The sequence below is a fragment of the Candidatus Sulfotelmatobacter sp. genome (assembly GCA_036500765.1).
In the GTDB taxonomy this organism is placed as follows: domain Bacteria; phylum Acidobacteriota; class Terriglobia; order Terriglobales; family Acidobacteriaceae; genus Sulfotelmatobacter.
In genome coordinates this window covers 1,324,579-1,348,284 of record DASYBM010000004.1, presented here as the reverse complement: position 1 = coordinate 1,348,284, position 23,706 = coordinate 1,324,579, and the positions used below count along the sequence as shown (strand labels likewise).

At 58.7% G+C, this 23,706-nt stretch carries 18 protein-coding genes; 9 read left to right on the top strand and 9 right to left on the bottom strand.

The features are described 5' to 3' along the window. Nucleotides 1-7 precede the first annotated feature (7 nt). Both VGM18_08725 and VGM18_08720 read left to right on the top strand, forming a co-directional pair. On the top strand, nt 8-739 hold the full coding sequence (locus VGM18_08725; GenBank protein ID HEY3973074.1) for a TetR/AcrR family transcriptional regulator: 732 nt from the start codon (nt 8-10) through the stop codon (nt 737-739). 84 nt (nt 740-823) lie between these two features. Then, a complete protein-coding gene (locus VGM18_08720) occupies nt 824-1,969 on the top strand; it encodes an aromatic ring-hydroxylating dioxygenase subunit alpha (protein HEY3973073.1) in 1,146 nt (381 codons plus the stop codon). Between the two features lie 97 nt (nt 1,970-2,066). Here VGM18_08720 and VGM18_08715 read toward each other — a convergent pair whose 3' ends face one another. The 8 genes from VGM18_08715 to VGM18_08680 all read right to left on the bottom strand — a co-directional run bounded on the left by VGM18_08715 (nt 2,067) and on the right by VGM18_08680 (nt 12,632). Next, complete coding sequence (locus tag VGM18_08715) at nt 2,067-4,112, bottom strand: CocE/NonD family hydrolase (GenBank protein ID HEY3973072.1); 2,046 nt, start codon at nt 4,110-4,112, stop codon at nt 2,067-2,069. A gap of 36 nt (nt 4,113-4,148) precedes the next feature. Next, nucleotides 4,149-5,534, bottom strand: a complete 1,386-nt coding sequence (locus tag VGM18_08710; GenBank protein HEY3973071.1) for a sigma-54 dependent transcriptional regulator — start codon at nt 5,532-5,534, stop codon at nt 4,149-4,151. A 40-nt stretch (nt 5,535-5,574) separates the two neighbouring features. Next, the gene (locus VGM18_08705) at nt 5,575-7,422 is read right to left on the bottom strand and encodes an ATP-binding protein (GenBank protein HEY3973070.1); all 1,848 of its coding nucleotides are present in this window, start codon (nt 7,420-7,422) and stop codon (nt 5,575-5,577) included. A gap of 41 nt (nt 7,423-7,463) precedes the next feature. After that, nucleotides 7,464-8,870, bottom strand: a complete 1,407-nt coding sequence (locus VGM18_08700) for an ABC transporter substrate-binding protein (protein ID HEY3973069.1) — start codon at nt 8,868-8,870, stop codon at nt 7,464-7,466. After that, nucleotides 8,833-10,032, bottom strand: a complete 1,200-nt coding sequence (locus tag VGM18_08695; GenBank protein HEY3973068.1) for a hypothetical protein — start codon at nt 10,030-10,032, stop codon at nt 8,833-8,835. The genes VGM18_08700 and VGM18_08695 overlap by 38 nt, the downstream gene beginning before the upstream one ends. 268 nt (nt 10,033-10,300) lie before the next feature. Then, nucleotides 10,301-11,623, bottom strand: a complete 1,323-nt coding sequence (locus VGM18_08690) for an SPFH domain-containing protein (GenBank protein ID HEY3973067.1) — start codon at nt 11,621-11,623, stop codon at nt 10,301-10,303. 146 nt (nt 11,624-11,769) lie between these two features. Then, nucleotides 11,770-11,937 carry a hypothetical protein gene (locus VGM18_08685; GenBank protein HEY3973066.1) on the bottom strand — a complete coding sequence of 56 codons (168 nt, stop codon included), beginning with the start codon at nt 11,935-11,937 and terminating at the stop codon, nt 11,770-11,772. 53 nt (nt 11,938-11,990) lie between these two features. Beyond that, nucleotides 11,991-12,632: a L,D-transpeptidase gene (locus VGM18_08680; GenBank protein ID HEY3973065.1), complete on the bottom strand. Its 642-nt coding sequence runs from the start codon at nt 12,630-12,632 to the stop codon at nt 11,991-11,993. A 328-nt stretch (nt 12,633-12,960) separates the two neighbouring features. On the opposite strand from VGM18_08680, the gene VGM18_08675 reads away from it, so the two are divergent. The 7 genes from VGM18_08675 (at nt 12,961) to VGM18_08645 (ending at nt 22,281) form a co-directional block, all read left to right on the top strand. Beyond that, nucleotides 12,961-14,052: a DUF2252 family protein gene (locus VGM18_08675; GenBank protein HEY3973064.1), complete on the top strand. Its 1,092-nt coding sequence runs from the start codon at nt 12,961-12,963 to the stop codon at nt 14,050-14,052. Between the two features lie 830 nt (nt 14,053-14,882). After that, nucleotides 14,883-15,938, top strand: a complete 1,056-nt coding sequence (locus tag VGM18_08670; protein ID HEY3973063.1) for a hypothetical protein — start codon at nt 14,883-14,885, stop codon at nt 15,936-15,938. Between the two features lie 301 nt (nt 15,939-16,239). Then, nucleotides 16,240-17,235: a D-glucuronyl C5-epimerase family protein gene (locus tag VGM18_08665; GenBank protein HEY3973062.1), complete on the top strand. Its 996-nt coding sequence runs from the start codon at nt 16,240-16,242 to the stop codon at nt 17,233-17,235. Between the two features lie 263 nt (nt 17,236-17,498). After that, nucleotides 17,499-19,070, top strand: a complete 1,572-nt coding sequence (locus tag VGM18_08660) for an amino acid adenylation domain-containing protein (protein ID HEY3973061.1) — start codon at nt 17,499-17,501, stop codon at nt 19,068-19,070. Then, complete coding sequence (locus tag VGM18_08655) at nt 19,067-20,674, top strand: hypothetical protein (GenBank protein HEY3973060.1); 1,608 nt, start codon at nt 19,067-19,069, stop codon at nt 20,672-20,674. Before VGM18_08660 ends, VGM18_08655 begins: the two co-directional genes overlap by 4 nt. 16 nt (nt 20,675-20,690) lie before the next feature. Then, complete coding sequence (locus VGM18_08650; GenBank protein ID HEY3973059.1) at nt 20,691-20,945, top strand: acyl carrier protein; 255 nt, start codon at nt 20,691-20,693, stop codon at nt 20,943-20,945. A gap of 76 nt (nt 20,946-21,021) precedes the next feature. Continuing rightward, on the top strand, nt 21,022-22,281 hold the full coding sequence (locus tag VGM18_08645) for a glycosyltransferase family 4 protein (GenBank protein HEY3973058.1): 1,260 nt from the start codon (nt 21,022-21,024) through the stop codon (nt 22,279-22,281). Between the two features lie 154 nt (nt 22,282-22,435). On the opposite strand, the gene VGM18_08640 is transcribed toward VGM18_08645, so the two are convergent. Beyond that, nucleotides 22,436-23,464, bottom strand: coding sequence for a polysaccharide biosynthesis/export family protein (locus VGM18_08640; GenBank protein ID HEY3973057.1), 1,029 nt, complete (start codon nt 23,462-23,464; stop codon nt 22,436-22,438). Nucleotides 23,465-23,706 lie beyond the last annotated feature (242 nt).

Below are 23,706 nucleotides of genomic sequence, written 5' to 3'. Positions count from 1 at the left end.
AATATTTATGCCGGGAATCGCCAGCAATCGCGCCACGCCGCCGCTCTACCAACGCCAGGCCCCAACGCGCCCGCGCTCGGAGGCCAAGCGCAGCCGCATCATCGACGCCGCTACCCAACATTTTGCCGAACACGGTTATCACGCCGCCCGCGTCGGCGACATCGCCATCGCCCTCGGCATCGCTAAAGGCTCGATTTTTCAGCATTTCGGCAGCAAAGACGGGCTTTTCTTCGAAGTCTATAAACGCTCTGTCCGTTCTTTCGCCAAATATCTGGACGCCCCCGCTGAAATTCGCGAGGCTGGTTTCTTCGAAGTACTGCGCTATTGGCTGGTGCGCACCGAACATTTGGTGCACGAGGATTGGATTCCATATCGGATTTCGCTGCTCGGAAATTACGGCACCGATCTCGTTCTGAAGCGCGAAATCAACCACTTCCTCATCAGTGAAGATCCTTATGGCACGGTAAGTTTTGTCCGCTTCGGCCTGGAGCGCCGCGAACTGCGCAAGGACATGGACATCGAGATGATCGTTTCGATCGTCGATTGGATGATGGAACGCTTCCAGGACGCGTTGCTGACGGCGGAACTCGATCCCGGCTTATTCCGCCGCCAGGGTGAACGGGCCGAAAAGAAGGAAGCCAGAATCCAGCAGTTTCTGGATGTGCTGAAGCGGGCGATTGGCGAGCCAGAACCCGCATCCGCCGCTCGTCCGCAAATACGCCGCGATCGTCGCCGCTAGATTGGCAATCGCTCGCAGAATTATATTGTTCGCAATTTGTTGTAGATTAAAAGTGAAGTTCGCTATCCCTCCGAGACCATAAACATGCAAACCTCCGTCGAGCAGATTCTTTCCAGCTACAACGATCGAGCCCCACTCTCGGAGGCTTCGACCATCCCGGCTCCCTGGTATGTCGATCCGCGCATCGCCGAACTCGAGCGGCTGAATGTCTTCAGTAAGACCTGGCAACTCGTTGCCCGCACCGATCAGTTGGAAGACTCGGGGGACTTCGTCGCCACGCGTCTCGCAGGAGAGCCCATCATGATCGTGCGCGGCAGTGACGGAACGCTTCGTGCCTTCTATAACGTCTGCCGGCACCACGCCGCTGCGGTCGTGACTCAGCCCTGCGGCCGAGCGGAGATTCTGCAATGTCCTTACCACGGCTGGAAGTATGGTCTCGATGGCTCACTCAAAGGCATGCCTGAATTCGATGGCGTGCAGAACTTTGACCGCGCGGAGAATGGCCTGGTTCCGATCCGTGTCGAAATCTGGGAATGCTTTGTCTTCGTAAATCTCGATCCTCACGCAACTTCCTTGGAAGAATTCCTTGGTGGCCTGGTGAAGCGCGTCGCGCCACTCGGCATCGGCAAGCTGCATTACTTCGACCGCAGAAGCTACGACATTCATTGCAACTGGAAAGTGTACGTCGACAACTATCTCGACGGCGGATACCACGTGCCCCATCTGCATAAGGGCTTAAGCTCCGTGCTCGACTATAAGCAATACACCATCGAGAACGAAGACCGCTACTGTCTGCAATCGAGCCCCATGGTTGCCTCTGACGAAGACGCCGCGACTGGCGCCACGCGTAAAGGCGATCGCGCCCGTTATTTCTGGCAATATCCAAATCTCATGATCAATTGTTACGAGGGATACATGGATACTAACTATGTGATCCCCGTGGATGCCGACCACTGCACCGTGATCTTCGATTTTTATTTCGGCGACGTGAGCGAAGCGCGGCGGGCGTACAACACCGAGTCGGTAAACGTGGGCAACCGAGTGCAGGACGAAGACTTGGGCATTTGCGAAGACGTGCAGCGCGGCCTGAAGTCGAGGGCTTACGGCGCCGGCCGGCTCTCAGTGCGCCGCGAAGCCGGAGAGCAGTTGTTCCATCAGTTGCTCGCAGCGGATCTAAAGGGAACGCCGACGCCGTCGGTTACGCCGACCGATCAAGCAGTCGCGATTTAAGGCCTGTTTACCACGGAGACACCGAGCCACAGAGAAGACTGGAAATAAAGAGACAGGGCTTTTCTCCGTGTCTCCGTGGTGAATGATGGCCGCCCACTCACTGGTGATCCCGCGGAATCGTTTCCTGCCATGTTTTCGATTTCATCATCTGCCCGTCTTTCAGCAACTCCCGCGTGTATTTGTAGTAAAAGTTCTTTTGGTCGGTGGTGACCAGAAGATGTCCCCGCCACACCAGCGTGCGCCCCTTCAGTGAGAAGGTGCTCTCCGCTTCGCCCCGCACCGAGCAGGTTTCCGGGTGTGCGTCGTCGCCCTCATAGGTGAGATTCTCTAAGTCACTTTGCGTCCCCCACGGATACTCATATCCATCTTTGCCTTTCCAGTACACGGTCGTCTTCTGGCGAGCCTCATCGCGCTCCACGGTCCATTCGCCGGGCCAGGGGAAGCCCTCGCTTTTCATGTCGGTCCGCTCTTCGGATGGCTGAGGCGGAGAGAATTCGGGCGCCGCCGCGCCTCGCAGCGGAACGACCGGAAGCACAAGGCGAGATCCATCGACGCCGCCCAGTTCGAGTGAAGTCGTCATCGCGTACGGCGTCGGCAGCACCATCGGCCACAATGCATTCGAAATAGCAACTCGGATGCGATGTCCTTTCGCAAACACCCAGGAAGTCAGGTGCATTTCGATGTCCAGCGGATAAACCTTGCCCGGCTCGAGATCGCGCGGATCGGTCCTTGATTCGCGTTGTGCTCCACTCAATCCAGCGCCAGTGATCTGCGTGACCGTGCCATCGGGAGCTACATCAGAAAGCCGCGCAAACCAGTTTGCCAGCGGCGCGCTTGCCGACGCGCGCAGCAGCGCGTGCGGTCGCCCAAGAATCGCCACATCATGATCGAGCGTAGCGGAATCGTAGACGAGGCTGAACGCGTCTACCGGCCGCGGATCACTCAACAACTCTCCCCACCAGAATCCGGCCTCAACACCAACGGTTGGAATGTATTTCAACTGATGCGACGCTTGAACGCCGGCAGAAATATCGAGCGTATGATTCCCCTGCAAGAAAAACGCAGTGTCCTTTGCATCTTTCGGCGGCCACACATCCTCACGACGCCACTCTCCCGGCACTTCCGGCAAGTTCGGATCCGGCGGATGCCAGTGCTGCATGTAAATTACCAGGCGCGGATCATCCCGCACCCCCGTGTCGCGTCCTTTAAGCCAATAATCGAACCAGCGTACCGCCTGATCGCGCCATTCGACTCTTGGCCCGAAATCCGCATCGTTGGGAAAGGAATGATTCCATGGGCCGACGATCGCTTTGATCGGAGCCTTCGACTTCATCAGCATGTCGGGAATATTGTCGCGATAGCCGTCTTGCAGGCCGCCGATCAGAAAACTCGGCGTCGTGATCTCGTTGAGCGGGCGCACGCGGTCGCGCCAGAACGCACCATCACGCTGATGTTTCAAGTAAAGCAGAGACCAGGGCGGCGAGTCGAAACGCGGTCCCAGAACTTTTTCGTCGAGCGAATAATCCGGAGCGCCCACCCAGCCCTCGGCCATGTCCATGTTCAATTCAAACTCGTCCACGTGTGCCATTCCGTCGACGTAGTGGACATCATCATGAAACAACTCCGCTGTCGCATGCACGGCAACAATCGCTTTCAACGCCGGAGGATGTCGCATGGCCATTTGCATCGCCGTAAACCCTCCCCAGGAAATGCCGAACATGCCGACGTTGCCGTTCGACCACGAATGCCGCGCGAGCCAGGCAATCACCTGCGCGCCGTCAGTTTGTTCTTGCTCGGAATATTCGCGCTCGGGTGGAACGCCTTCGCTGGCGCCAAAGCCGCGAATGTCCACGCGCACGCTCACATACCCGCGCCGCGCGAAGTACGCATGTTTGGGATAGTCGCCTGCCGCCGTGCCATCGTCCTTGCGATACGGCAAGTATTCCAGCAGGGCAGGGAACTTTTCTCCCGGCTTCGCGCCATCCGGCATGTACAGTGTCGCAGCCAGGCGAACTCCATCTGGCATCGGAATCCATGCCTGCTCCATGCGCACTCCGTAAACCGGAGGTGACGGCGGTTCGGTTGCAAAAACTTGAAGAGAAAAAAGAAGAAAAAAGAAAAGTATCTTGGACGCTTTCGCCAAAGGGTCTCCGAATCGCCAGTGAGCGCTGACCTCGAGTCACTCCTGCGGACCCTGTTCGCGCCGCATGGCGCGCAGATCGATGCCCAGTTGCTCCGCTTTCTTATACAGGTGACTGCGCTCCAGGCCAAGCGTTTTCGCCGCCAGACTCACATTCTGATGGCTGTGCTTCAGTTCCGCCACAATCACTTCCCGCTCAAACAACTCCACGCGATCCGCCAGGGCGCCGGAACCAACAGAGGCGGACACTGCCCCCGCGGTCTTCGGCAAGGCCATCTGCACCGTTGCCAAATCCACGGCGCTGTCCGTGGCCAGCAGCATGAGCCTCTCGACCATATTGCGCAATTCGCGCACATTCCCGGGCCATGTGTGCGACTGTAGGGCTTCCATCGCATCTGTCGTGAAGGCAACCGGCTTCCACCCATTCTGTGCGCACACCTGCTCGGCGAAATGTCCCACAAGCGCCGGAATATCGTCACGCCGTTCGCGCAAGGGCGGCAGCAGCAGCGGAAAAACATGAATCCGGTGAAACAAATCCTGCCGGAATTTTTCTTCGCGCACCCGCGCCTCCAGATCGCGGTGCGTCGCCACCAGCACCCGCACGTTTACCGTAACCGGTTTGTCGCCGCCGATCCGCTCCACCTCACCTTCTTCCAGCACGCGCAGCAGCTTGGCCTGCATATTCAGCGGCATGTCGCCGATTTCGTCGAGAAAAATTGTTCCCTGGTCGGCCTGCTCAAATTTGCCGATGTGCCGCCCGGACGCGCCGGTGAACGATCCCTTCTCATGCCCGAACAATTCCGACTCGATCAGCTCCGCCGGAACCGCCGCACAATTCAGCGTAACGAAAGGCCCCGCCGACCGTGGACTCTTTTCGTGGATCGTCCGCGCCACTAGTTCCTTGCCCGTGCCCGTCTCGCCGAAGATGCATACCCGCGATTCGCTGGCCGCCACGCGTTCCAGTTGCGCCATCATGCGTCGCATGGCCTCGCCCTTCCATACGATTTCGTGCTTCCCAAGGCGCTGGCGAAGTTGCCGATTCTCTTTCTCCAGGCGCTGCAACTTGAGCGCGTTCTCGACCGTGAGCATAAGTTTGTCGGAGGAGACTGGCTTCTCCAGGAAATCGAGCGCGCCCAGTCGCGTAGCTCGGACCGCCATTTCAATGTGCGCCTGTCCCGACATCATGACCACGGGAGCGCTCACTCCCTGCTGTTTTAATTCTTCGAGCAGCGTCAGGCCGTCTTTGCCGGGCATGACCACGTCAGAAAGAATGAGATCGTAATTCTGCGCCTTGGCCAGTTCCAGAGCCTTCGCCGCGTTATCGCAAACCGTGGCCTCGTGTCCTGCTAATCGGAACGCCCGCGATATCGAGGCCAGCGTGTTGGCTTCGTCATCGACAATCAAAAGATGCGCTTTGAGCGGCAACCATCCTCCTCGTCATTTCCGCCGGAAACCTCCCGGTAGTCTATCCCGCGCTCTGGGTCACGGGAATTGTCTCCAGCGCTTCAATATTCACCGGCAGCTCGATCACAAACGTCGTGCCTCGTCCCGGCTCGCTCCGCACGCTGATTCTCCCACCGTGATCGCTCACCACCGATTGCACAATCGCCAGGCCCAGTCCCGTTCCATGCTGCTTGCTGGTGTAGTAAGGAGTGAAGATGCGCTCGCACTCCTCGGGCGTCAGTCCAGAGCCGGTGTCGGCGATTTCAATGATTACTCTGCCATCGTCGCTTCGACTGCGCAGGGTAAGAATTCCGCCTCCCGGCATCGCGTCCATCGCATTGAGTACCAGATTCGACAATGCGCGGTGCATCAACTCTGGATCCGCCGCTATTGTCCCCACGCGATCGTCCAGTTCGAGCTTGCAGGCAATCGCCGCATGCCCAGGCGCTTGCAATTGGGCCTGAAATAGCCGAACCACTCCCCGCAGAATTTCATTCACCTGCACCGCCTGCAGCTGAGGATGTGGCATCTTCGAAAATTCGCTGAAGCGCCCAATAATGGTTTTGAGGTTTGAAATCTCGGCCAGCAGAGTGCTGGAACTCTCCTCAAATATTTCGTCGAACAGTTCGGGACTTTGGCTGCGGGCCCGCATCAAATTTTCAACCGTGAGCTGCAACGGGAACAGCGGATTCTTCAACTCATGCGCCAACCGCCTCGCCAGTTCGCGCCACGCCGCAACTCGCTCAGTCTGCACCAGGCGTTCTTTCTGCGCGAGTAATTCGGCGGTCATGCGATTGAAGGACTCGGCGAGTTGTCCGACTTCGTCGTTGCTCGCCACTTCCACCCGCGTGTCCCAATGGCCGGCGGCAACCTCCTGCGCCGCCCGCCCCAATTGCACCACCGGACGCGTTACGCGCGCCGCCACCCAACTGCTCAGCAGGATCGCCAGGATGATGCCGCCACCGCCAACCATCAACGCCAGCGCCCCGATGCGGCGTTTCAGTTCGACATAAGATCGCCGCGAATTTCCCACCAACAGAATTCCCAGCAGTGGCCGGTCCTTGCCTGCGCCTCGCAACGGAATCGCATGAAACACCTCATCGTCGGCTTGATCGGAAGACCAGTGCACAACGCCGGTGATTTCCTCGTTGAACCGCCGCACTGCATCGATGAGCGAAGTGAACTTCTCGGCCGGACGGGCCGCGTCGGCGCCGGCCGGATCCAGAAGCAAATCAGCTGAGACCGGAGTTGCCGAGAGGCGATCGCTGCGATTTTGATACAGCAGCACGCGCGTCTCCGCCGGCAAGTCGAGCGCGGTCAGAAAATTCTTATCGAGCCTCCTTCCCCCGACCACGTACACCGGATGCTCGCTGATGCGAGTCGCCCGCATTGCGAAGAGTCCCAACGCCGTCGAGTCCGGCAATTCTTCGCGCTTCAGAAAAGCAGCCTGCTCACTCGAAGCCGCCGGCATCTCAAATCCGGCGTCGGGATAGCCGAACTTCGCCGGCCACTGCGCCGAAGAAATAATGGTCCCGTGTGCGTCCAGAAATTCCAGAAAATCGAGCTGATACCCTTCGGCCATTTGCCTGGCCAAATCGAAGTATTCCGCCGAATCTGCTGATGTGCCGTTCAGCCCAGTCGCCATCCGGCTGACTGGTTCCGAAGCGGCGATGCGCTCCACTCGCCGCGTTATGTCCTCTCCTCGAAGGTTAAACTCCCGCTGAAACTGTGTGACCATCGCGGCCGTTCGCTGGTCCTCGGTCTTCTCGTACGCGCTGCGCGTTACTCCCAGCACCAGCAGCGCCACGGTTGCCACCGACAGAAATACGGTGACAGCGAATACGCTTAACAGTTTGCGGCGAAAAGTCATAAATTATAAATCTTGAAAAATCGCGACTCACCAATCATGAATTACTGCACCTGTTTCCCGGGTCCGAGCCACGCTTCGGAGAGATTCCAGCTTCCATCGGCCCGCAGCGACCAGTTTTTCAAATTCGCAGAGCCTGCATACGAAACCGGCAAATGAAAAAGAGGAATCAAACGCTGCGTCGCCAGGAGCGCAACTTCCGACCGATAGAGATCTTCGACCGAGCCGCTTTCTTTGCCGGCAGCGCCTATAAGTCCGGATACACTCGCTAATGAGATCCATGGATTGGGCGAAACCAGTGGAATCTCCACCAGCCTCAGATCTGCGTTTGCGGCCGTCCTGGGTTGCAACCAGAGGCCCGCATCCTTCGCGTTGAGCGCGAGGCGCTCCGCCAGCAGGCGAGCCCCGGCATCAGTGCCATCGTATCCCAGTGTCCACATCGGAATCGTGTGAACCTGTTCGCGCGCGTGCCGCGCTCGCGGCAAGTCGGCTTCAGTGGGAAAAACGAATTCGTATCCGCTCATCCAGTTGGGCAGAACGCTGCCGGCGGGTTCTCCCGCCCCTTGGAGCAAGACATTGCGAATGGACGCGCGCTCCACGCTGAGAGCCAGAGCCTCGCGCAAAAGTTTATCTTCCTGCGATGCCGCATCGCGATTGAACAACAGCGCCAGCAGGCCAATGGGCGCTGAACTCTCAACGCGCCGTCCCTCCTCGTGGGAAACGCCTGAATTGAGCAGGCGCGACTGCTCCGGCGCCACCTCCACCAGGTCTACTTTGCCCAATTCCAGCTCGGTCATCTGCTCGCGAAGACTTTTGCCCATCTCCACTTCGATCGCGTCGATAAACGGCCGCCCGTTCCAGCAGTTCTCTTCGGCCGCCAGCGACAACTTTTTTCCCGGCTGCCAATCGACAACGTGAAACGCTCCGCTGCCGATGGGCAGATTGTCGGAATTCCTCTTCACAATCGCATTTCGCGGCAAGGCCAGCTCCGCCGGCAATTCCGGAGCATCGTCAGCCTCAATCACAACCGAGTCGGCATCCGCGCTTACTCTCCATGCTGGATTTGCGGCACGAAGCGCGCCCGCCGCGATCTCGGCACTGAGCGGCGTTCCGTCGTGAAACTTCACGCCAGGCCGAATGCGAAACTGCCAATGCTGGCTCCCTCGCTGGTTTCCCGCCGACTCCTGCCATGATGCCGCCAGCGAAGGTTGCAAACCAGAATTCTCGTCGTAGGTCACCAGCGTATCGAACATCAGTAAAGTAATACTGCGTCGAGTAAAGGAGTCCGATTGCGAGTCCGCCGGATCCAGCGACGTGGGAGCCGCGCGCATGGCAATGCGTAGCACGCCACCATACTGCGGACGCGTTTCCGCATGCGCCGCCAGCGCAGCAATGAATATGGCGCTAACCGCGCTACGGATTACAAGCCACCGCCAGTCGAAACGCTTCATAGTTCCCTGTCTCTCGATTTCTCAAAACGGCGACCGCGGTCTCGCCATTCGGTTCGGTCCACAGCGCCGTGATCAGGCCCCAGCCGGAAAAATCCACGGCGGCGCTTACCGCGACCGGATCGCGATCCGGAAATTCGTATGCGCGCAGAGAATCTCCCGTTTCCTCATCATAGGTTGAAGCCAAAACCTGCCAACCCGCGCCGCACGCGGTTTTTACGCTGGCGATGTCGCTCCCCCAATTCGCTGTCATGGGCTGGTCGCTCATCCCGTCGATCAAATGAATGCGACCATCCGTGGCCGCGAACATCCACAATAGATATTTCTCGCGCGGCAGCACCGCCGCTGAATAGAACTTCGCCACGGTCTTGAACCTGCCCACTCCTGGACTTAAAACGCCGGTAAAGAAATTGCGCGTCGGCGCATAGAAAGCTCCCATCGCCGGCGTTCCGCTCAGCCCTGCCGAAACCAGCGGCCACGGATCGTCGTTCTCGCGACAGTTCAACGTCAGCGGTACTCCCGTGCTTGCGCGGCAAGTCTCGCCGGGAAGATAGACATCCAGCAAGTGATCTTTTGCCACCATCAGCCTCCCCCGCAAATCCCGCGGCCACGGCCTCGCATGGACAATTCCCAGCGTCTGTTCCGCCTGCCACTTTCCCGCCTGCCAGCGATACAGCCCGACTTTATTCGCGTCGAGTACCGCAATGCGCGTGGGCGTCCCGTTCTCCTCCAGCACGGCAACGTCAAGAATCGGATCGTCCTGACTCCATAGAAAAGTCTTGCGCAAACTGAGCGGCACAGATTCATGCGGAGTCACCGCCCCCTCGGGACGCGGCAAAGCAACCATCACCACCGCATTCTCGCCGGCACCCTGATGAATCTCAGCGACCCAAACGTAAGACGTGGAGTTTTCCGACAGCGAAATGGCAACCGTTGCCGCAGCCTGATCCGTTCCTACGAAGCGAACGCCGAGCCCTTCGAGCGCGCTGCGCAACCCGTTTTGAACCGCTTCGCTGTCGCGCCTCGCCAGGGACGATCGATTTTGCACCGTAAGAGCCACCGCGCCGGGTCCGGTTACCGTCACCACCTTGCGCGCCAGTTGCTGCTCCGCCACGTTCCAATCCGCCGCGTGCGCCGCGATTGTCCAGACCAAAATCCACGCCAAAACCAAAAGCGAGATTTTCGCTGCAACGGGCCGCCTGGGCGCAACGCGTGAGATGCAACTTGGAGAGCTCGGAATGAAGTCTGGGATGGTCAAATTATAAACCGCCGCGCACCAGCGCTCTTCTTTCTCAGTACTCTCCCTCTGTACTGTTTAGACACCGCGCACAGCCAGGAAATAGCGCGACTGCGTGCCCAGTACCAGCAGCGACTGACGCTGCCCACCCTATTCTTTGCGGCTGGGATGGGATTCCGCAGGCGTAAGCCCAAGACTATCTCGGTTGTTCTTCCGTTTCGGTCTGCGGGCTGCCCGCGTTCGCCACATTCATGTTGCGCAAAACATCGTTCATGAAGAACTTTCCATCCGACGGAACCATCATGATCTGCAACTTGTCCGACAGCCGTTCGGCCACGATCTTGTTGATCAGCAGCGGATTCTGTTTCAAAATTGCTGCTTCACTCGACAACCGCTCCGCATCTGCTGCCGCCGTCAGGCGAATCCGATTGGCCTCCGCTTTCGCCAGCAGATCTCTTCTCTCGGTCTCAGCCTTGCTGTCAATCACCTTGGCCTGCGCCGCAGCCTCCGCATTCTGAATCGTCGCCTCCTTGCGCGCTTCGGCTTCCAACTTGCTTTGCTGAATCTGTTTTTCCTTCAGCGGCAGCGTGTACTGCATCGCGTCCGATTCACCTTTCGCCTGCAAAACGTGCACCTGTGCCTCGCCCTCTGCCTGCTTGATCTGCTGCACCTTCGTCGCTTCTGCTTCCAGTTCTGCGATGCGCACTTGTTTTTGCCTCAACTCCGTTTCCACGCTCATGCGATCGTTTTCCTGCTCTTTGAGCAGCAGCGTTTCCAATCCCTTCGCATATTCTTCTGGCAACTGAATATCCCGCAGCATCACCTCCTTGACGACGATTCCGTCCGCCGCCAGCTTCTGCGTGATCATGCCGGCCGCGCGCTGCCGCACTTCTTCCCGCTTGGCGGAGAAAACATCGCGCACCGTGTAGTTCGGAATCACTTCCCGCCACACGCTGGCCACAGTCGGGGGAACAATTTCCTTTTCCACCGGTCGCGGCAGATTTCCCTGAATGTAATCCAGCCGCCTCGGATCGAGCCGGTATCTCACCGTAATCGCCAGCCCCAGCGTGAGCCCTTCTTTGGCTTGCACATCGAGCAGTTGCGATTTGTTCGATACATTCGCCGCGGCATTCTTTCCATCCTCCGATACTCCGGTGGTGAAGACTTGATCGCGCGTGTCGAACAGCGCGACATCCTCGATGAGCGGCAGCACAAAATGCACGCCCGGATAAAGCGTGCCCGGCTCCGTTCCGCTCGTCTGGCTGACTCGAACGCCGGCCATGCCGCTCGGCACCACTACAATGCTGAATGCCAGCAGAATCGGTCCCCAGGCCAGCAGGGCCAGCGCCACCGACGTGCGCCAGCGCCATTGTGGAAGCGGCGGCAACGAACTCGCGCCGGGTACGGCCAGCGCCCGCCGATACATCAGCTCACGATACAGGTCATAGCCCAAAATGCTTACAGCCACGAGGATCATCCCGAGGCCACCGGCAATCAGCAAATACCTCAACGCCAGCATTGTTATTCTCCTTTTCGCCTTCTAAAATTCCGATCGCACCGCCAGGCACAGATTTTCTTCACGACCTTTGTGGCCTTTCGTAGCGCACTTCGCGGATCAAGGTGCTGGCTTTTTCTGACGCGAGTTGGCACGAGTGCCGCCGTGCCTCAGCCCTTCCGCTCTGCTTTTACCGTCACCGCTTGCCCGGCCAGCTTTCCCGCAGAAAAAAACAGCCGGAACACTTGCCCGAAGATCAACTCTTCTGCCAGCAATGCCACCGCCAGCGAAAAGACCATTCCTGCCACTACCGCCATGAACGTGATTGCCATTTGCATAATGTTGTCCTCCTGAGATTTCACTATTGCCGAAGAACTTGCTTCTACTCTTTTTATTGCCCGGTTCTTAATTGCTCCGGGGTTACTTGACCAGCATCCTGCGCAGGATCTTCCGCCTCCGCCACGGTTGTGTCGTCCGCGACGCCGCCAAATATGCGCGCAACCTGTTCGTCGCGCCTGCCCCGAATCTGCACTACGTCGCCGGTCCGCAGCATGCTGAACAACTGCTCCATCTCGCGATTGCGCAGCCGGATGCATCCGTGCGAAGCGGCATGTCCCACCGACCGCGGTGCGTTTGTTCCGTGAATCCCATAACCCTTCTGGCTCAGTCCCACCCAGCGTGTTCCCACCGGATTGTCTTTGCCGCTGGGAATCACCGTGCCGGGGCGGTAGTAGGTGGGATTGGCGACGCGGCTTACAATGTGAAAATCGCCCGTCGGACTTGGACTCGCCGCCGCGCCGACCGCGACTGAAAACGTCGCGATGATGTTGCCATTGTCAATCACGGCCAGCTTGCGATCCGGAATGCTGACCAGCACGACCCGATTGCGGTGCTCGCTTTCCACTGGTTTCGGAGTCCGCAGGGCGGTCTGCGTGAAGCCGGGGACCGCCAGCGCTAGCGCCAGGGCCAGAGCCAGAACAACAATGCCTCGCTGCACTCGCTGCGTATTCGCCCTGAAGATCGCGCGTTCCATCCCTGCCTCCCGTGATTTCGGTCGTGCGCAGGATCTAGAAAGCAGGAAGTGAGCCAAAGTGTATCTGCCTCAAAATGAAGCAGTTGACCAATTTTGCCAAAGCGACGGCAGCGGACAGAGAAACACAGTGTGGCCTGAGGCACACAATGGAGGGGAGGACGCAGCTTGCCCTGAGCAAAGTCGAAGGGTCCGCCCCGCGGCGCGCATGCGACGCGCGACCGTATATGTCGAATCGAAACCCACCCATTCAGCCCGCGTCCGCGTGCAGCCTCGACGAGACGTCCGCCACGTTGACTTCCGCTTCGCCCCCCACTATCGTTAGCCCGCGATGAACGTCGTCAAAGCGACCCACCAATTCGAAAAGTGGCTGGGCCAACGAACGGGTCTGGTTACGAAGGACCTTCACGTCAAGCACCTCAACATGAAGGCCGATGTTTTCCCATTTCTGCGAGCTACGTACTATCGCTGGGCCCAGCTCTGGCCCAAAGTCTGTCCTGATCTCGCCAAGGCCCCGCAGGTGCTGGCGGTCGGCGACTTGCATATCGAAAATTTCGGCACCTGGCGCGACATCGAAGGCCGTCTCATCTGGGGCGTCAACGACTTCGACGAAGCTCACCCCATGGCCTATGCTAACGATCTGGTCCGTCTCGCTGTGAGCGCTCACCTGGCATCCGAGGCCGGACACTTGCCGCTCACGCAGAAGGATATTTGCGGTTCCATTCTCGAAGGTTATCGCGACGGCATGCGCGATGGTGGACTCCCATTCGTCCTGGGCGAGAACCACGAATGGCTGCGCCAGATCGCCGAGAGTGAACTGCGCGATCCGGTTCATTTCTGGGCGAAAATGGATGCCCTGCCAACAGTAAAAGGAAATGTGCCGCTCAGCGCGATCGACGCCATCGAGCACCTCATGCCTGCCCCCGGCTTGCGTTACCGCCTGGCCAGCCGCGTTGCCGGTCTGGGAAGTCTGGGCCACGCCCGTTATGTGGCTATTGCCGACTGGCACGGGGGCCGCATCGCCCGCGAAGCCAAAGCCCTGGTTGCCTCCGCCTGTTACTGGGCGAAGGCCACGGATAAAAATCATCAGGGCCCATCGGAGATTCTGTATCAGGCGATCATTACCCGGGCCATCCGCTGTCTTGATCCATTCGTTCAGCTGCGGGGGCGCTGGATTGTGCGTCGCCTGAGTCCGCACTGTTCCCGCATCGAACTGGCCGCGCTGCGGGCGCCCGGCAAGGAGTTACGCCTGCTTCGAGCCATGGGATGGGAGACGGCAAATATCCATCTCGGCAGTAAGACCGCCCGCAAATCCATCCTTCAACACCTCCAAAAGCAGAAAGCCCGATGGCTGCACAAGGCCACCGAGCAAATGTTGAAGGTGGTCCGCGAAGACTGGAAGATCTGGAGGAAAGACGGTTAAGCCTGGAATGGGTCGGTTCCGATAGTGGCGGCGGGCGCCGTTCCTGGGTAGACGCGTTTGTTCTCCGCTGATTTTGGGTGGCGCAGCGCTTTCAGCGCTGCGGTTAGCGGCGTGTGGCCGCACTGGGCTTTAGCCCCTCTGTGATACGGCTGGCACCGCAAAGGCCCGTTGCTGCGCCACTCCACTCCGCCCAACCCCCGCCGCGGCCGCGGACACACTCTCCGCTGGCCGCCGCAAGGGAACTAAGACCACTCGGCTGGCCCGCTCATAGACCAAAGTCCATACTCCCGCGCAGTCATCGCACAGCCAGTAATGCTCCACCCGCCGTTGTTCCCGTCGGCCCCGAACCAATGGTGGCGCTATCGATTCTCCCGCTTGGCTCGTGCGTTCAGTTTCCACTAGAAATAGTTTGCCCTCTCTCAGCTTCAGAAAAGGCTTACCGCACTTCGAGTTGGCACAACGGCTTAGCATTGTTCCCGCTACCTCAGGACAGTCTTGGCGGCTCGTTTCAGTAATCCAGAGCACGCAACTTGCCACGGGGTTTCCCCGGTGCTTCTAGGGCTTTTCACACTTGATTAGTTACTAAATGCCTGCCCCGAAAGCAATTCCAGTTATTTGCGTCCTGGCGCCGGTTCGTTTTCTGACGACCATTCGGCAGGAATGCCGAGCCGCCGTCACCCTTTCCTTGCCTGGTTTCCATGCCGCCAGCTACCATTCATCCCTATGCTCAGGGCGCTCCTGTACCAATCCAATTATTTCCATGTTGCTGCTTCAAAAAACGATCAAAAGAATCATCAGAAAGAGCTTCATAGCTTAGGACAATCCACGCGATGACGGGCCTCACTCTGGTGGCGCGCATCCCTCGTCTACGAGCGCTCGCCTGGTCCGCCGGTCATCTCTATGCCTCCCGCGGATACCACATGGTGCGCATTCGAATCGAAGATATTTCCACCACCGAACTATGGCGCCCGGTAGCCGCCTACCGTCCACCGCTGCGCCGTCGACTCTCGGTGATGAGTGTCCTCATGGCGCGCCTGTTCCGCGACGGCTTCCACGCGCTCGCGGTGTTGCCGTCAGGCGCGCTTGTCGCCGCAGTCCCCGGCGCGATCGTCACGCTCCATGCCGGCGACACAGAATTTCATTCCACCCATACCATCGTTCGCGGCACACGTCCTCTTCACATCACCGCTGTTCCATCTGGCGCAATTTATTGGGGAGAATATTTCGACAACCCGTCGCGCGAAGCAGTCCACGTCTATGCCTCCACCGATGACGGCGCGACCTGGAGTGTCGCCTACACATTTTCTGAAGGCGCCATCCGTCACGTCCACAACATCGTTCATGATCCCTGGGGAGATTGCCTTTGGGTTTTCACCGGAGACTACGGCGACGAATGCCGCATCCTGCGCGCCACTTGCAACTTCAGCCACGTCGAACCCGTGCTTCAGGGCCAGCAGCAGGCGCGCGCCGTTGCCGCCGTTCCCACCGAAGACGGCCTCTACTTCGCCTCCGACACTCCCCTTGAACACAACTACATTTACTACCTTGATCGCCAAGGATCTTTGTCCCAACTCGCTCCCATCAGCAGTTCGTCCATCTACGGATGCCGGGTGGGCAACCGCCTCTTCTTTTCCACCATGGTAGAACCGAGCGCCGTAAATCATGATCGGCACGTCCGCCTCTACGGAGGCCGCACCGGCGGCGGCGACGCAGCCGACTGGCACCTGCTACTGGCATGGAAAAAAGACGTCTGGCCCATGGACCTATTTCAGTATGGCAATGCCCTCATGCCCGACGGCGCTAATCCCTCTTCATTTCTAGCCTTGACCACAGTAGCAGTCCGATCCGACGACATGGTCACCTCGCTCTACGCCGTGAATCCGTAAGTCGGACTTCAAACCTCAACTACCAGACCTCAGCCGTCAGACCTGAGACCCCAGACCTCAGGCCATTAGGCTTCGGAGCGTAAGCTTGCACTAAAATTTGTCATTTCGAGCGCAGTCGAGAAACCTGCTTTTCTAGTGGGGCCCTAATCGATTTCTCTAAATCCGACGACCAACGACCAACGACCGACGACCAACGACCGACGACCGACGACCGACGACCAACGACCAACGACCAACGACCAGCGACCAGCGACCTCCGATACCGCTCCTACCGTAATATGAATCTGAGTCCCATACGCCCTTGCCGAGCCTAAGCTACTATCGCCGTATCTTCAGCGCCTACGCTCTCGGCGGCAAGAGCCATCTCACCTTCTGGCACGAAACTCCCGCGGAAAATCCCAACGCGCCGGTCAACGAACTCGGCGAGTACTATATGCTCTTCGCCGAGAAGTCCGACTACAACGGCGCCTACGATTCTTCCGGCGTCCCGCAACTCGACTATCACGGCCACATCGGACCGCAGTACAACCCTATCGCCATCGCACAATACGGCCTGGGCAACTACAACCTTTACCGCCGCACCACCGATCCCGTGCGCCGCATGAAATTTCTGCTGGCCGCCGACTGGCTCTGCTCGCACCTCGAGCAAAACCCGCAAGGCCTCGCCGTCTGGAACCATCACTTCGATTGGGAATATCGCGACACGCTCCGCGCCCCCTGGTACTCGGCGCTGGCACAAGGACAGGGAATTTCCGTGCTGGTGCGCGCCCACAAAGAAACGCTGATTTCAGGCCGGGGTTCAGAGTATGACTCGCGCTACATCGACGCCGCGCAGCGAGCGCTGGTTGCCTTCTTCCAGCCCATCGACGCCGGCGGCGTCGCCTTCACCGACGAGTCTGGCGACCTGTGGTTCGAGGAATACATCGTGAAGCCGCCCACCCACATTCTGAACGGATTCATCTGGGCCGCATGGGGCGTTTACGATTACTTTCTCGCCACCAAACATCCCGCCGCCCACGGACTTTTCCAGCAGGCCGTCCGCACCATGCTGCACAATCTCGACCGCTACGATTTAGGATTCTGGTCGCTCTACGAGCAATCCGGCACCCGCCTGCCCATGGTAGCCAGCAATTTCTATCATCGGCTCCACATCGTGCAGTTGCGCGTAATGCATCGCCTGACCGGCGAAGAAAAATTCGCCCAGGTCGCCGACCGCTGGGAGGGCTACACCCGTAGCCGCATCAACCGCGCCCGCGCGCTGGGCTACAAGGCAGCGTTCAAGCTCTGCTACTACTAAACGCACGGCTTCGATACTTCTGAACCCAATACAGCGGACGCTCGCGCGAACGCAATACAGGGGAAGCTCGCGTGAACGTCTTCGTGGAAGAGCGGCCCTTCAGGGCCGCGTAAAGGGAGATGAACGAACGAGGGCTTTAGCCCGGGTGGTCGTGTTGCTCTCCCCCGCCGATCCACGCCCGAGGTGACTCTCGTACCTTGGCAGAAACTTCTCCCGCCCTGTGTAATAAGCTGGGGTCTAAACAGAAAGCCTGGATAGAAGTAATGAGCACAAACCTCGCGCTACCCTTCTGCAACAATGCCAGGAATTCTCCCGACCGCCTCGCGCTCTCGGTGAACCAGCGCGAGTTCACTTACGGGGAACTCGCCGAACTTGTGGAGCGTATCGCCGCCTGGTTGCAATCACGGTCCTCAGGCGAAGTGAAGCTGGTAGGAATTCTGGCCTCCCGCAGTTGGCCAGCTTATGCCGGACTCCTCGGTACTTGCTGGGCAGGCGCGGCCTATGTCCCGCTCAACCCCGATTGGCCCGAACAAAGGCTGCTCAACATTTTGCAAACTACGAATCTCGACGCGCTGGTCGTCGACGATCGCGGCTTGAAGCTTCTCACGTCTGAAGTCCTACAGCACGCGCCGAAAAGTATCCTGGCTCCAGCAAGCTCAGAGTCGTTTTCGCTCTTAACGCCGCCGACAACAGTCGCCGGTTTCGACGCCCTGCCCGCGCCCGATCTCGGTCATCTCGCGAAGTCAATGACCGCCGACGACCTCGCTTACGTCATGTTCACCTCCGGCACCACCGGATCACCCAAAGGCGTGATGGTCTCCACCGGAAATGTGGCTTCGTTCCTCGCCGCCATGCGCTACGTCGACCCCGAATTCAGCGCCGCCGACCGCGTTTCGCAGACTTACGATCTCACCTTCGACCCCTCGGTCATGGACATGTTCATGACCTGGTCGGCCGGCGCCTCGCTGCACGTAGTCCCCGCCGGCCAGTTGATGGGCCCGTCGCGCTTCATCCGTGACCATCAACTGACTTGCTGGTTTTCGGTGCCCTCCACCATAGCCTTCATGCGCAACCTGAAGATGCTCACCCCCGGGGCCTTCCCCTCGATTCGCTATTCGATTTTTTGCGGCGAGCCGCTGCCCGCCAGCGCCGCCGAACTTTGGCAGATCGCTGCGCCCAACAGCGCGATCGACAATCTTTATGGCCCAACCGAAGCGACGGTGGTCTGCATCGGTCAGCGCTGCACGAACCCCATGACTGTGACCGAAGGCCGCGGAACCGTCGCTACAGGTAAGCCCTTCACCGGCATGAGCGCAGCCATCGTCGACGCCTCGCTGAATTTTCTCGCTCCCGGCGAAAAAGGCGAGCTCGCTCTTTGTGGCCCGCAGGTCGCCAAAGGATATTTCAAAGATCCACAAAAAACGGCTGCCCGTTTTCCCGTGATCGATCGGCGAACGTGGTATCTGACCGGCGATCTCGCTTCCCAAGACAGCGCTGGAATATTCCATCATCTCGGGCGAATAGACAATCAGGTCAAAGTCCTGGGCAATCGTGTAGAAATCGAGGACGTCGAAGCGCACCTGCGCGAAGCCTGCGGCGTCGATTCCGTATCAGCCATCGCATGGCCGATCACGAATGGCTCCGCCGGAGGAATCGTTGCGTTCGTCGCCGGCAGCAGCGTGGCCGCCGCCGAAATCCGCGAACGCATGCAGCGCAGCGTCCCCAAATATATGGTGCCATCCGAAATACGTTTTGTGCCGCACCTCCCCGTGAGCGCCGCCGGAAAGACCGACCGAAAAACTCTGACAGCGATGCTCGCAGAAGGCGCGAAATGATCGAGCAAGAAGGATCGACCAGGGAAATGATCGGCCAGGAAACGATCGACCAGGAAAGGATCGACCAGAAAACGATCGACCAGGATAGGATCGAGCAGCAAACGATCGACCAGCAAACGACCGCCGCCGATCCCGTCGTAGCCCCACCGGTCGCGTCCGACGTCCCGCCTGCGCCCGTTTACCGGCCCTTCGGCTGGCTCCTCAGATTTCGCCTCATTCCCAAACTTGAGGCTTATCCGCGGGTAGTAGCATTCGCCCAATCCATCGCCGGCAAAATCACTCTCCTCGCTCTCTTCGGACTCGGCCTCTACTGCGCAACCTGGCTGCACTACCTGCGCAATCCGCGCTGGAAGGCGCAAATCTGTTTTCTGATTGTGATTACTGCCCTTCCCAAATATCGCCGCGTTGTGCTCACCGTCGCCACGCTCCTCTGGGCGTTCGGCATCTGGTGGCAATGGGCCGAGCATCCGCAGATCATTCAGGCGGGGATTTCCATCGTCGTGGCAGGAGCGATCTTTTGGCTCGCCTCCCGCTTCCACGATTCTCCCGGGCTTGGAGGCTGGTTCGGACGCCGCCTCGTCGCAACCCTACTGACCGCTTTCGCACTCACCGTTTTGCTGGCCAGCTATCTTCCGTCCGGAGGATCGCTGCGCTCCTCATCCTTCAGTTTCCTGAGCGTGTTCGCGGCCTACATCTGGTTCCTCGCCTATTCGCTCATGGATCTCAACTCCAAGAGTCGCGATCCCTACGCTCTACAGGTCGGCGGCTACCATCCCATTTGGGGATCATCGAGCACCCCCTTTCCTAAAGGATCCTCCTATCTGCGCCGCATCGAGGCGAAGAATGCAGAACAGCTTGCCGTGGCGCAACTGAAAGGCCTCAAGCTGCTCGCATGGTCCATCGTTCTCGATCTCTTTCTAACCTTCGTTTACATGCCCTTCGTCCACGGCTACCTCATGGTTCCGTTCTACGAATTCGTATGGCACCTCAGCGTAACCCGCGCGCACTTTTCCTGGTACATGGGCTGGGGCAGCCTGATTTCCGAATTCCTCGAAAGGATGATCGAGTTCGCCATCTTCGGACATCGCATCATCGCCGTCTGCCGCATGGCCGGCTTCATGGCGCTGCGCAACACCTATCGCCCCCTGTCTTCGCGCACCCTCGCCGAATTCTGGAATCGCTATTACTATTACTTCAAAGAGTTGCTGGCCGACTGTTTCTTCTATCCCGCATTCCTGAAATATTTTAAGCAGCTCGGCCGCTGGCGTCTGTTCGCCGCGACCTTCGCCGCCGCCGGCTTCGGCAACGCCTTCTTCCATTTCTTCCGCGACGTGGGCTACATCGAAGATCTCGGTTTCTGGCGCGCGCTCGTGGGTTTTCAAAGTTATATTTTCTACACGATCGTGCTCTCGGTAGGCATCGGCATCTCGCAAATGAGGCAGCCTAGGAAAGAAAAGCTAGGCTGGATTCGCGGCCGCCTCATTCCCACCCTGTGCGTCAGCAGCTTCTTCTGCATCCTGAGAGTTTTTGATTACACCTACAAACGCTATCCCATCCAGGAAAGTTTTCGCTTCCTGGCCCATCTTTTGAACCTGGTATCGTGAGGAGCGAAGTAACGAAATGGACCGCAAACCGGAAATTCGGAAATTTCTTCGTAAGCTGCTCGACCGCAAGAGCGATACCCAACCTTTCTCCGACGACACCTCACTGCTCTTGAGCGGCCGCCTTCAGTCCATCGACGCCGTCGGCCTCGCGGTTTTCCTCGAAGAAAAATTCGGCATCGACTTCGCCGATATCGGCTTCGATCAGGAACGAATGGACACCGTCAATGCCATCTCCGCTCTCGTCGAAGAATCCTGCAACGCCGGCCGCTAGATTCTTCAAGCCCGGATGCCCAATCGGCGCTGTCCGCTACCACGAACCCCATTTATGCGATAGCCTCTAGGGTCGCGTGAAGATCCTCTACGTCTCACAATATTTTCCACCGGAGATGGGCGCCCCGGCCGCTCGCGCCTCGGAACTAGCCCGCCATTGGGCGCAGGCCGGCCATAAAGTTTCCGTGCTCACCGGATTTCCCAACCATCCCACCGGCGTTGTTCCCGCCGAATGGCGCGCTCGCCTGCGACGCCTGACTTTTCGGGAGAGCTCAAGCGGCGTCGACGTCTTCCGCACCTGGCTCTGGCCCCTCCCCAACCGCAAAGCCCACGAGCGTATGCGCAACTACGCGTCTTTCTGCATCTCCGCCGGTCTCCGCGGCATGGTGCTGCCACGTCCGGATGTCGTCATTGCCTCCTCGCCCCAACTCCTCGTCGGCCTCTCCGGTTGGTGGATCGCGCATTGCCGGCAAATCCCCTTCGTTTTCGAAGTGCGCGACCTCTGGCCTGAGTCTTTGGCGGCCGTGGGAGTGGGCGACGAGAATTCGCTGCTCCACCGCGCGCTGGCCGCGGTCGCGAAATTTCTCTATCTGCGGTCCGATTTGATCGTCGTCGTCACTCCCGCTTTCAAAGAGTATCTCGTACAGCACCGCCGGATTCCCGCCGAAAAAATTGCCGTTATACAAAATGGCGTCGAGACTAGCCTGTTTACCTCCGCCCCCCACGATTCCAACCAGGCCCTCCGCCAGGATTTCGCCGTGAAAGACAAGTTTCTGCTCTGCTACATCGGCACGATGGGGATGGCTCATGGCCTCGAAACCCTGCTCGATGCCGCCGCCGAACTACAACGCCAGAATTCTAATGCGCATTTTCTCCTGGTCGGCGAAGGAGCGGAAAAAGCGCGTATCAAGAATCTTGCCCTATCCCGCGGCCTGGCCAACGTCACCTTTCTTGACCAGCAGCCCCGCGAAAAAATCCCCGCCTTCATCTCCGCTTCCGACGCCTGCCTCGTGCTCTTGAAAAAGACCGAGATTTTTAAAACCGTGATCCCCACCAAAATGCTTGAGTTCATGTCTTGTGCCCGCCCCGTCATTCTTGGCGTCGAAGGTCAGGCGCGCCAAATTATCGAAGACGCCGACGCCGGCATCGTCATCGAGCCAGAAAATGTAGATGCTCTGGTCGCCGCCGTCCACCGTCTCTCCGGCAATCGCGAACTCGGTTTGGCCCTGGGACAAAAGGGAAGAGAATACATCCTGCAAAACTTCGCGCGCGCCACAACCGCCAAAAAATATATCGAAGTATTACGCGGACTGTTGCCCACGCCGCAATCGGGCTAATGCAAAGGGTGGCCGCCAGTAGCGGAAAAAGGGTCGGAACGATTTGTCAAAAAGCGCGCGGTAAGTCGTTGCGTTCTTTGCGGCAGTTTCTTGGCTACACTTTGCGGTTCAAGATTTTTGTTTCTCGCAATTTAGAAACTATCGACGAGCTTGTCTACGGACGCACCGAATAAATCGTAACCGCAGCCGCGATGCCGACGGCCGCATCCAGCGACTTTCCAGCCGCCACCTTGGCTCCGCTGACCGGAATGAAAAGAATATCGTCCGCCTGTAGCGTCACGTCCGGCGTCTTGGCCTCCAGCATCTTCTTGATTTGCAGCTTGGTCTCGGTCATCCCCGTCGGACCTTTGTGAATGATGCGGCTCGCGCCCAATTTCGCCGTGCGGTTCGTTCCCCCCGCCAGCGCCAGCGCTTGCAGCACCGTTAACGTTCCATTGTCCACCAGCAAGCCGCACGGCCGGTTTACGTCTCCGACTACGTAAATAACCGGCGCCCGTGGAACGTTAATCGTGTCCCCCGGCTGGATGTCGATATTACCGCTGAGGTCGTCCGTCAGATTCCGCGGCAGGTCGATACGAATCGGTTCCGTTTGGCCATGCCGGATGATAGCGAGCTTTCGCGACGCCGATGCCGTGAACCCCCCAGCCTCCGAGATCACCTCGTACAGTTTGTGATCCGCCACATCTGGATAAATGCCGGGCTTGGTCACTTCTCCCAAAATGGTCACGCCCTGGGACGTGGCTTCATCCACGAAAATGGTGACGTGCGGGCTGCGCACGAATCCCCCGTCCGCAAGCCGCTTCTCGATCACTGTTTGCGCTTCTTCCTGCGTTAAGCCGTCGAGATGAACGTAGTCAATCAGGGGGAGATATACATCGCCGGCGTTGCTCACTCGCACTTTGCTCGTCAATTCCGGCACATTGTATACGTTCACTTCCAGTAGATCGCCGGGGCCGAGTCGCATCACCGCGCTCTGGTCGCCAGAATCCTTCGCCGGATCCTGAGCCTTTGCTGGCAAGCCGGGATCAGAGGCACTCACCGCTGCCTGTGGTATTGGCTGAATCGATGGAAGCTCCCCGGGAGCGGTTCCTTGGCCGGATTGCGCCGCCGCCGGTTGTTGCCCCGCCGCACTGCTGGCGATTACAAAACTTGCCCCAAAAAAACTTGCCGCGTAAACCAGCAACCAAATTCCGCTACAAGCGAAACGCGAAGAACCCAACTCCATCGGAGGACCCCTGAAACGATCGGTGACTGTTTGAACACGAAGTTTAGCACGACCCAGAAGCCTCCTGTGCAGCTATACGTGATCCGATATTTTCCAGATATGGACCCTTGTGCTAAGTTTTCCACAGGTTTTTCCCGCCGAATGATTGAAAGTCCCGTTCTGCTACTGCTAGAGTCGTGGGCACTTCCAGCCACGTCAGG

Coding starts and splice junctions, on each gene's coding strand:
- VGM18_08720 (HEY3973073.1), top strand. CDS start 824: ATGCAAACCTCCGTCGAGCAGATTCTTTCCAGCTACAACGATCGAGCC.
- VGM18_08700 (HEY3973069.1), bottom strand. CDS start 8,870: ATGAAGCGTTTCGACTGGCGGTGGCTTGTAATCCGTAGCGCGGTTAGC.
- VGM18_08685 (HEY3973066.1), bottom strand. CDS start 11,937: ATGCAAATGGCAATCACGTTCATGGCGGTAGTGGCAGGAATGGTCTTT.
- VGM18_08690 (HEY3973067.1), bottom strand. CDS start 11,623: ATGCTGGCGTTGAGGTATTTGCTGATTGCCGGTGGCCTCGGGATGATC.
- VGM18_08660 (HEY3973061.1), top strand. CDS start 17,499: ATGAGCACAAACCTCGCGCTACCCTTCTGCAACAATGCCAGGAATTCT.
- VGM18_08680 (HEY3973065.1), bottom strand. CDS start 12,632: ATGGAACGCGCGATCTTCAGGGCGAATACGCAGCGAGTGCAGCGAGGC.
- VGM18_08675 (HEY3973064.1), top strand. CDS start 12,961: ATGAACGTCGTCAAAGCGACCCACCAATTCGAAAAGTGGCTGGGCCAA.
- VGM18_08650 (HEY3973059.1), top strand. CDS start 20,691: ATGGACCGCAAACCGGAAATTCGGAAATTTCTTCGTAAGCTGCTCGAC.
- VGM18_08725 (HEY3973074.1), top strand. CDS start 8: ATGCCGGGAATCGCCAGCAATCGCGCCACGCCGCCGCTCTACCAACGC.
- VGM18_08655 (HEY3973060.1), top strand. CDS start 19,067: ATGATCGAGCAAGAAGGATCGACCAGGGAAATGATCGGCCAGGAAACG.
- VGM18_08705 (HEY3973070.1), bottom strand. CDS start 7,422: ATGACTTTTCGCCGCAAACTGTTAAGCGTATTCGCTGTCACCGTATTT.
- VGM18_08670 (HEY3973063.1), top strand. CDS start 14,883: ATGACGGGCCTCACTCTGGTGGCGCGCATCCCTCGTCTACGAGCGCTC.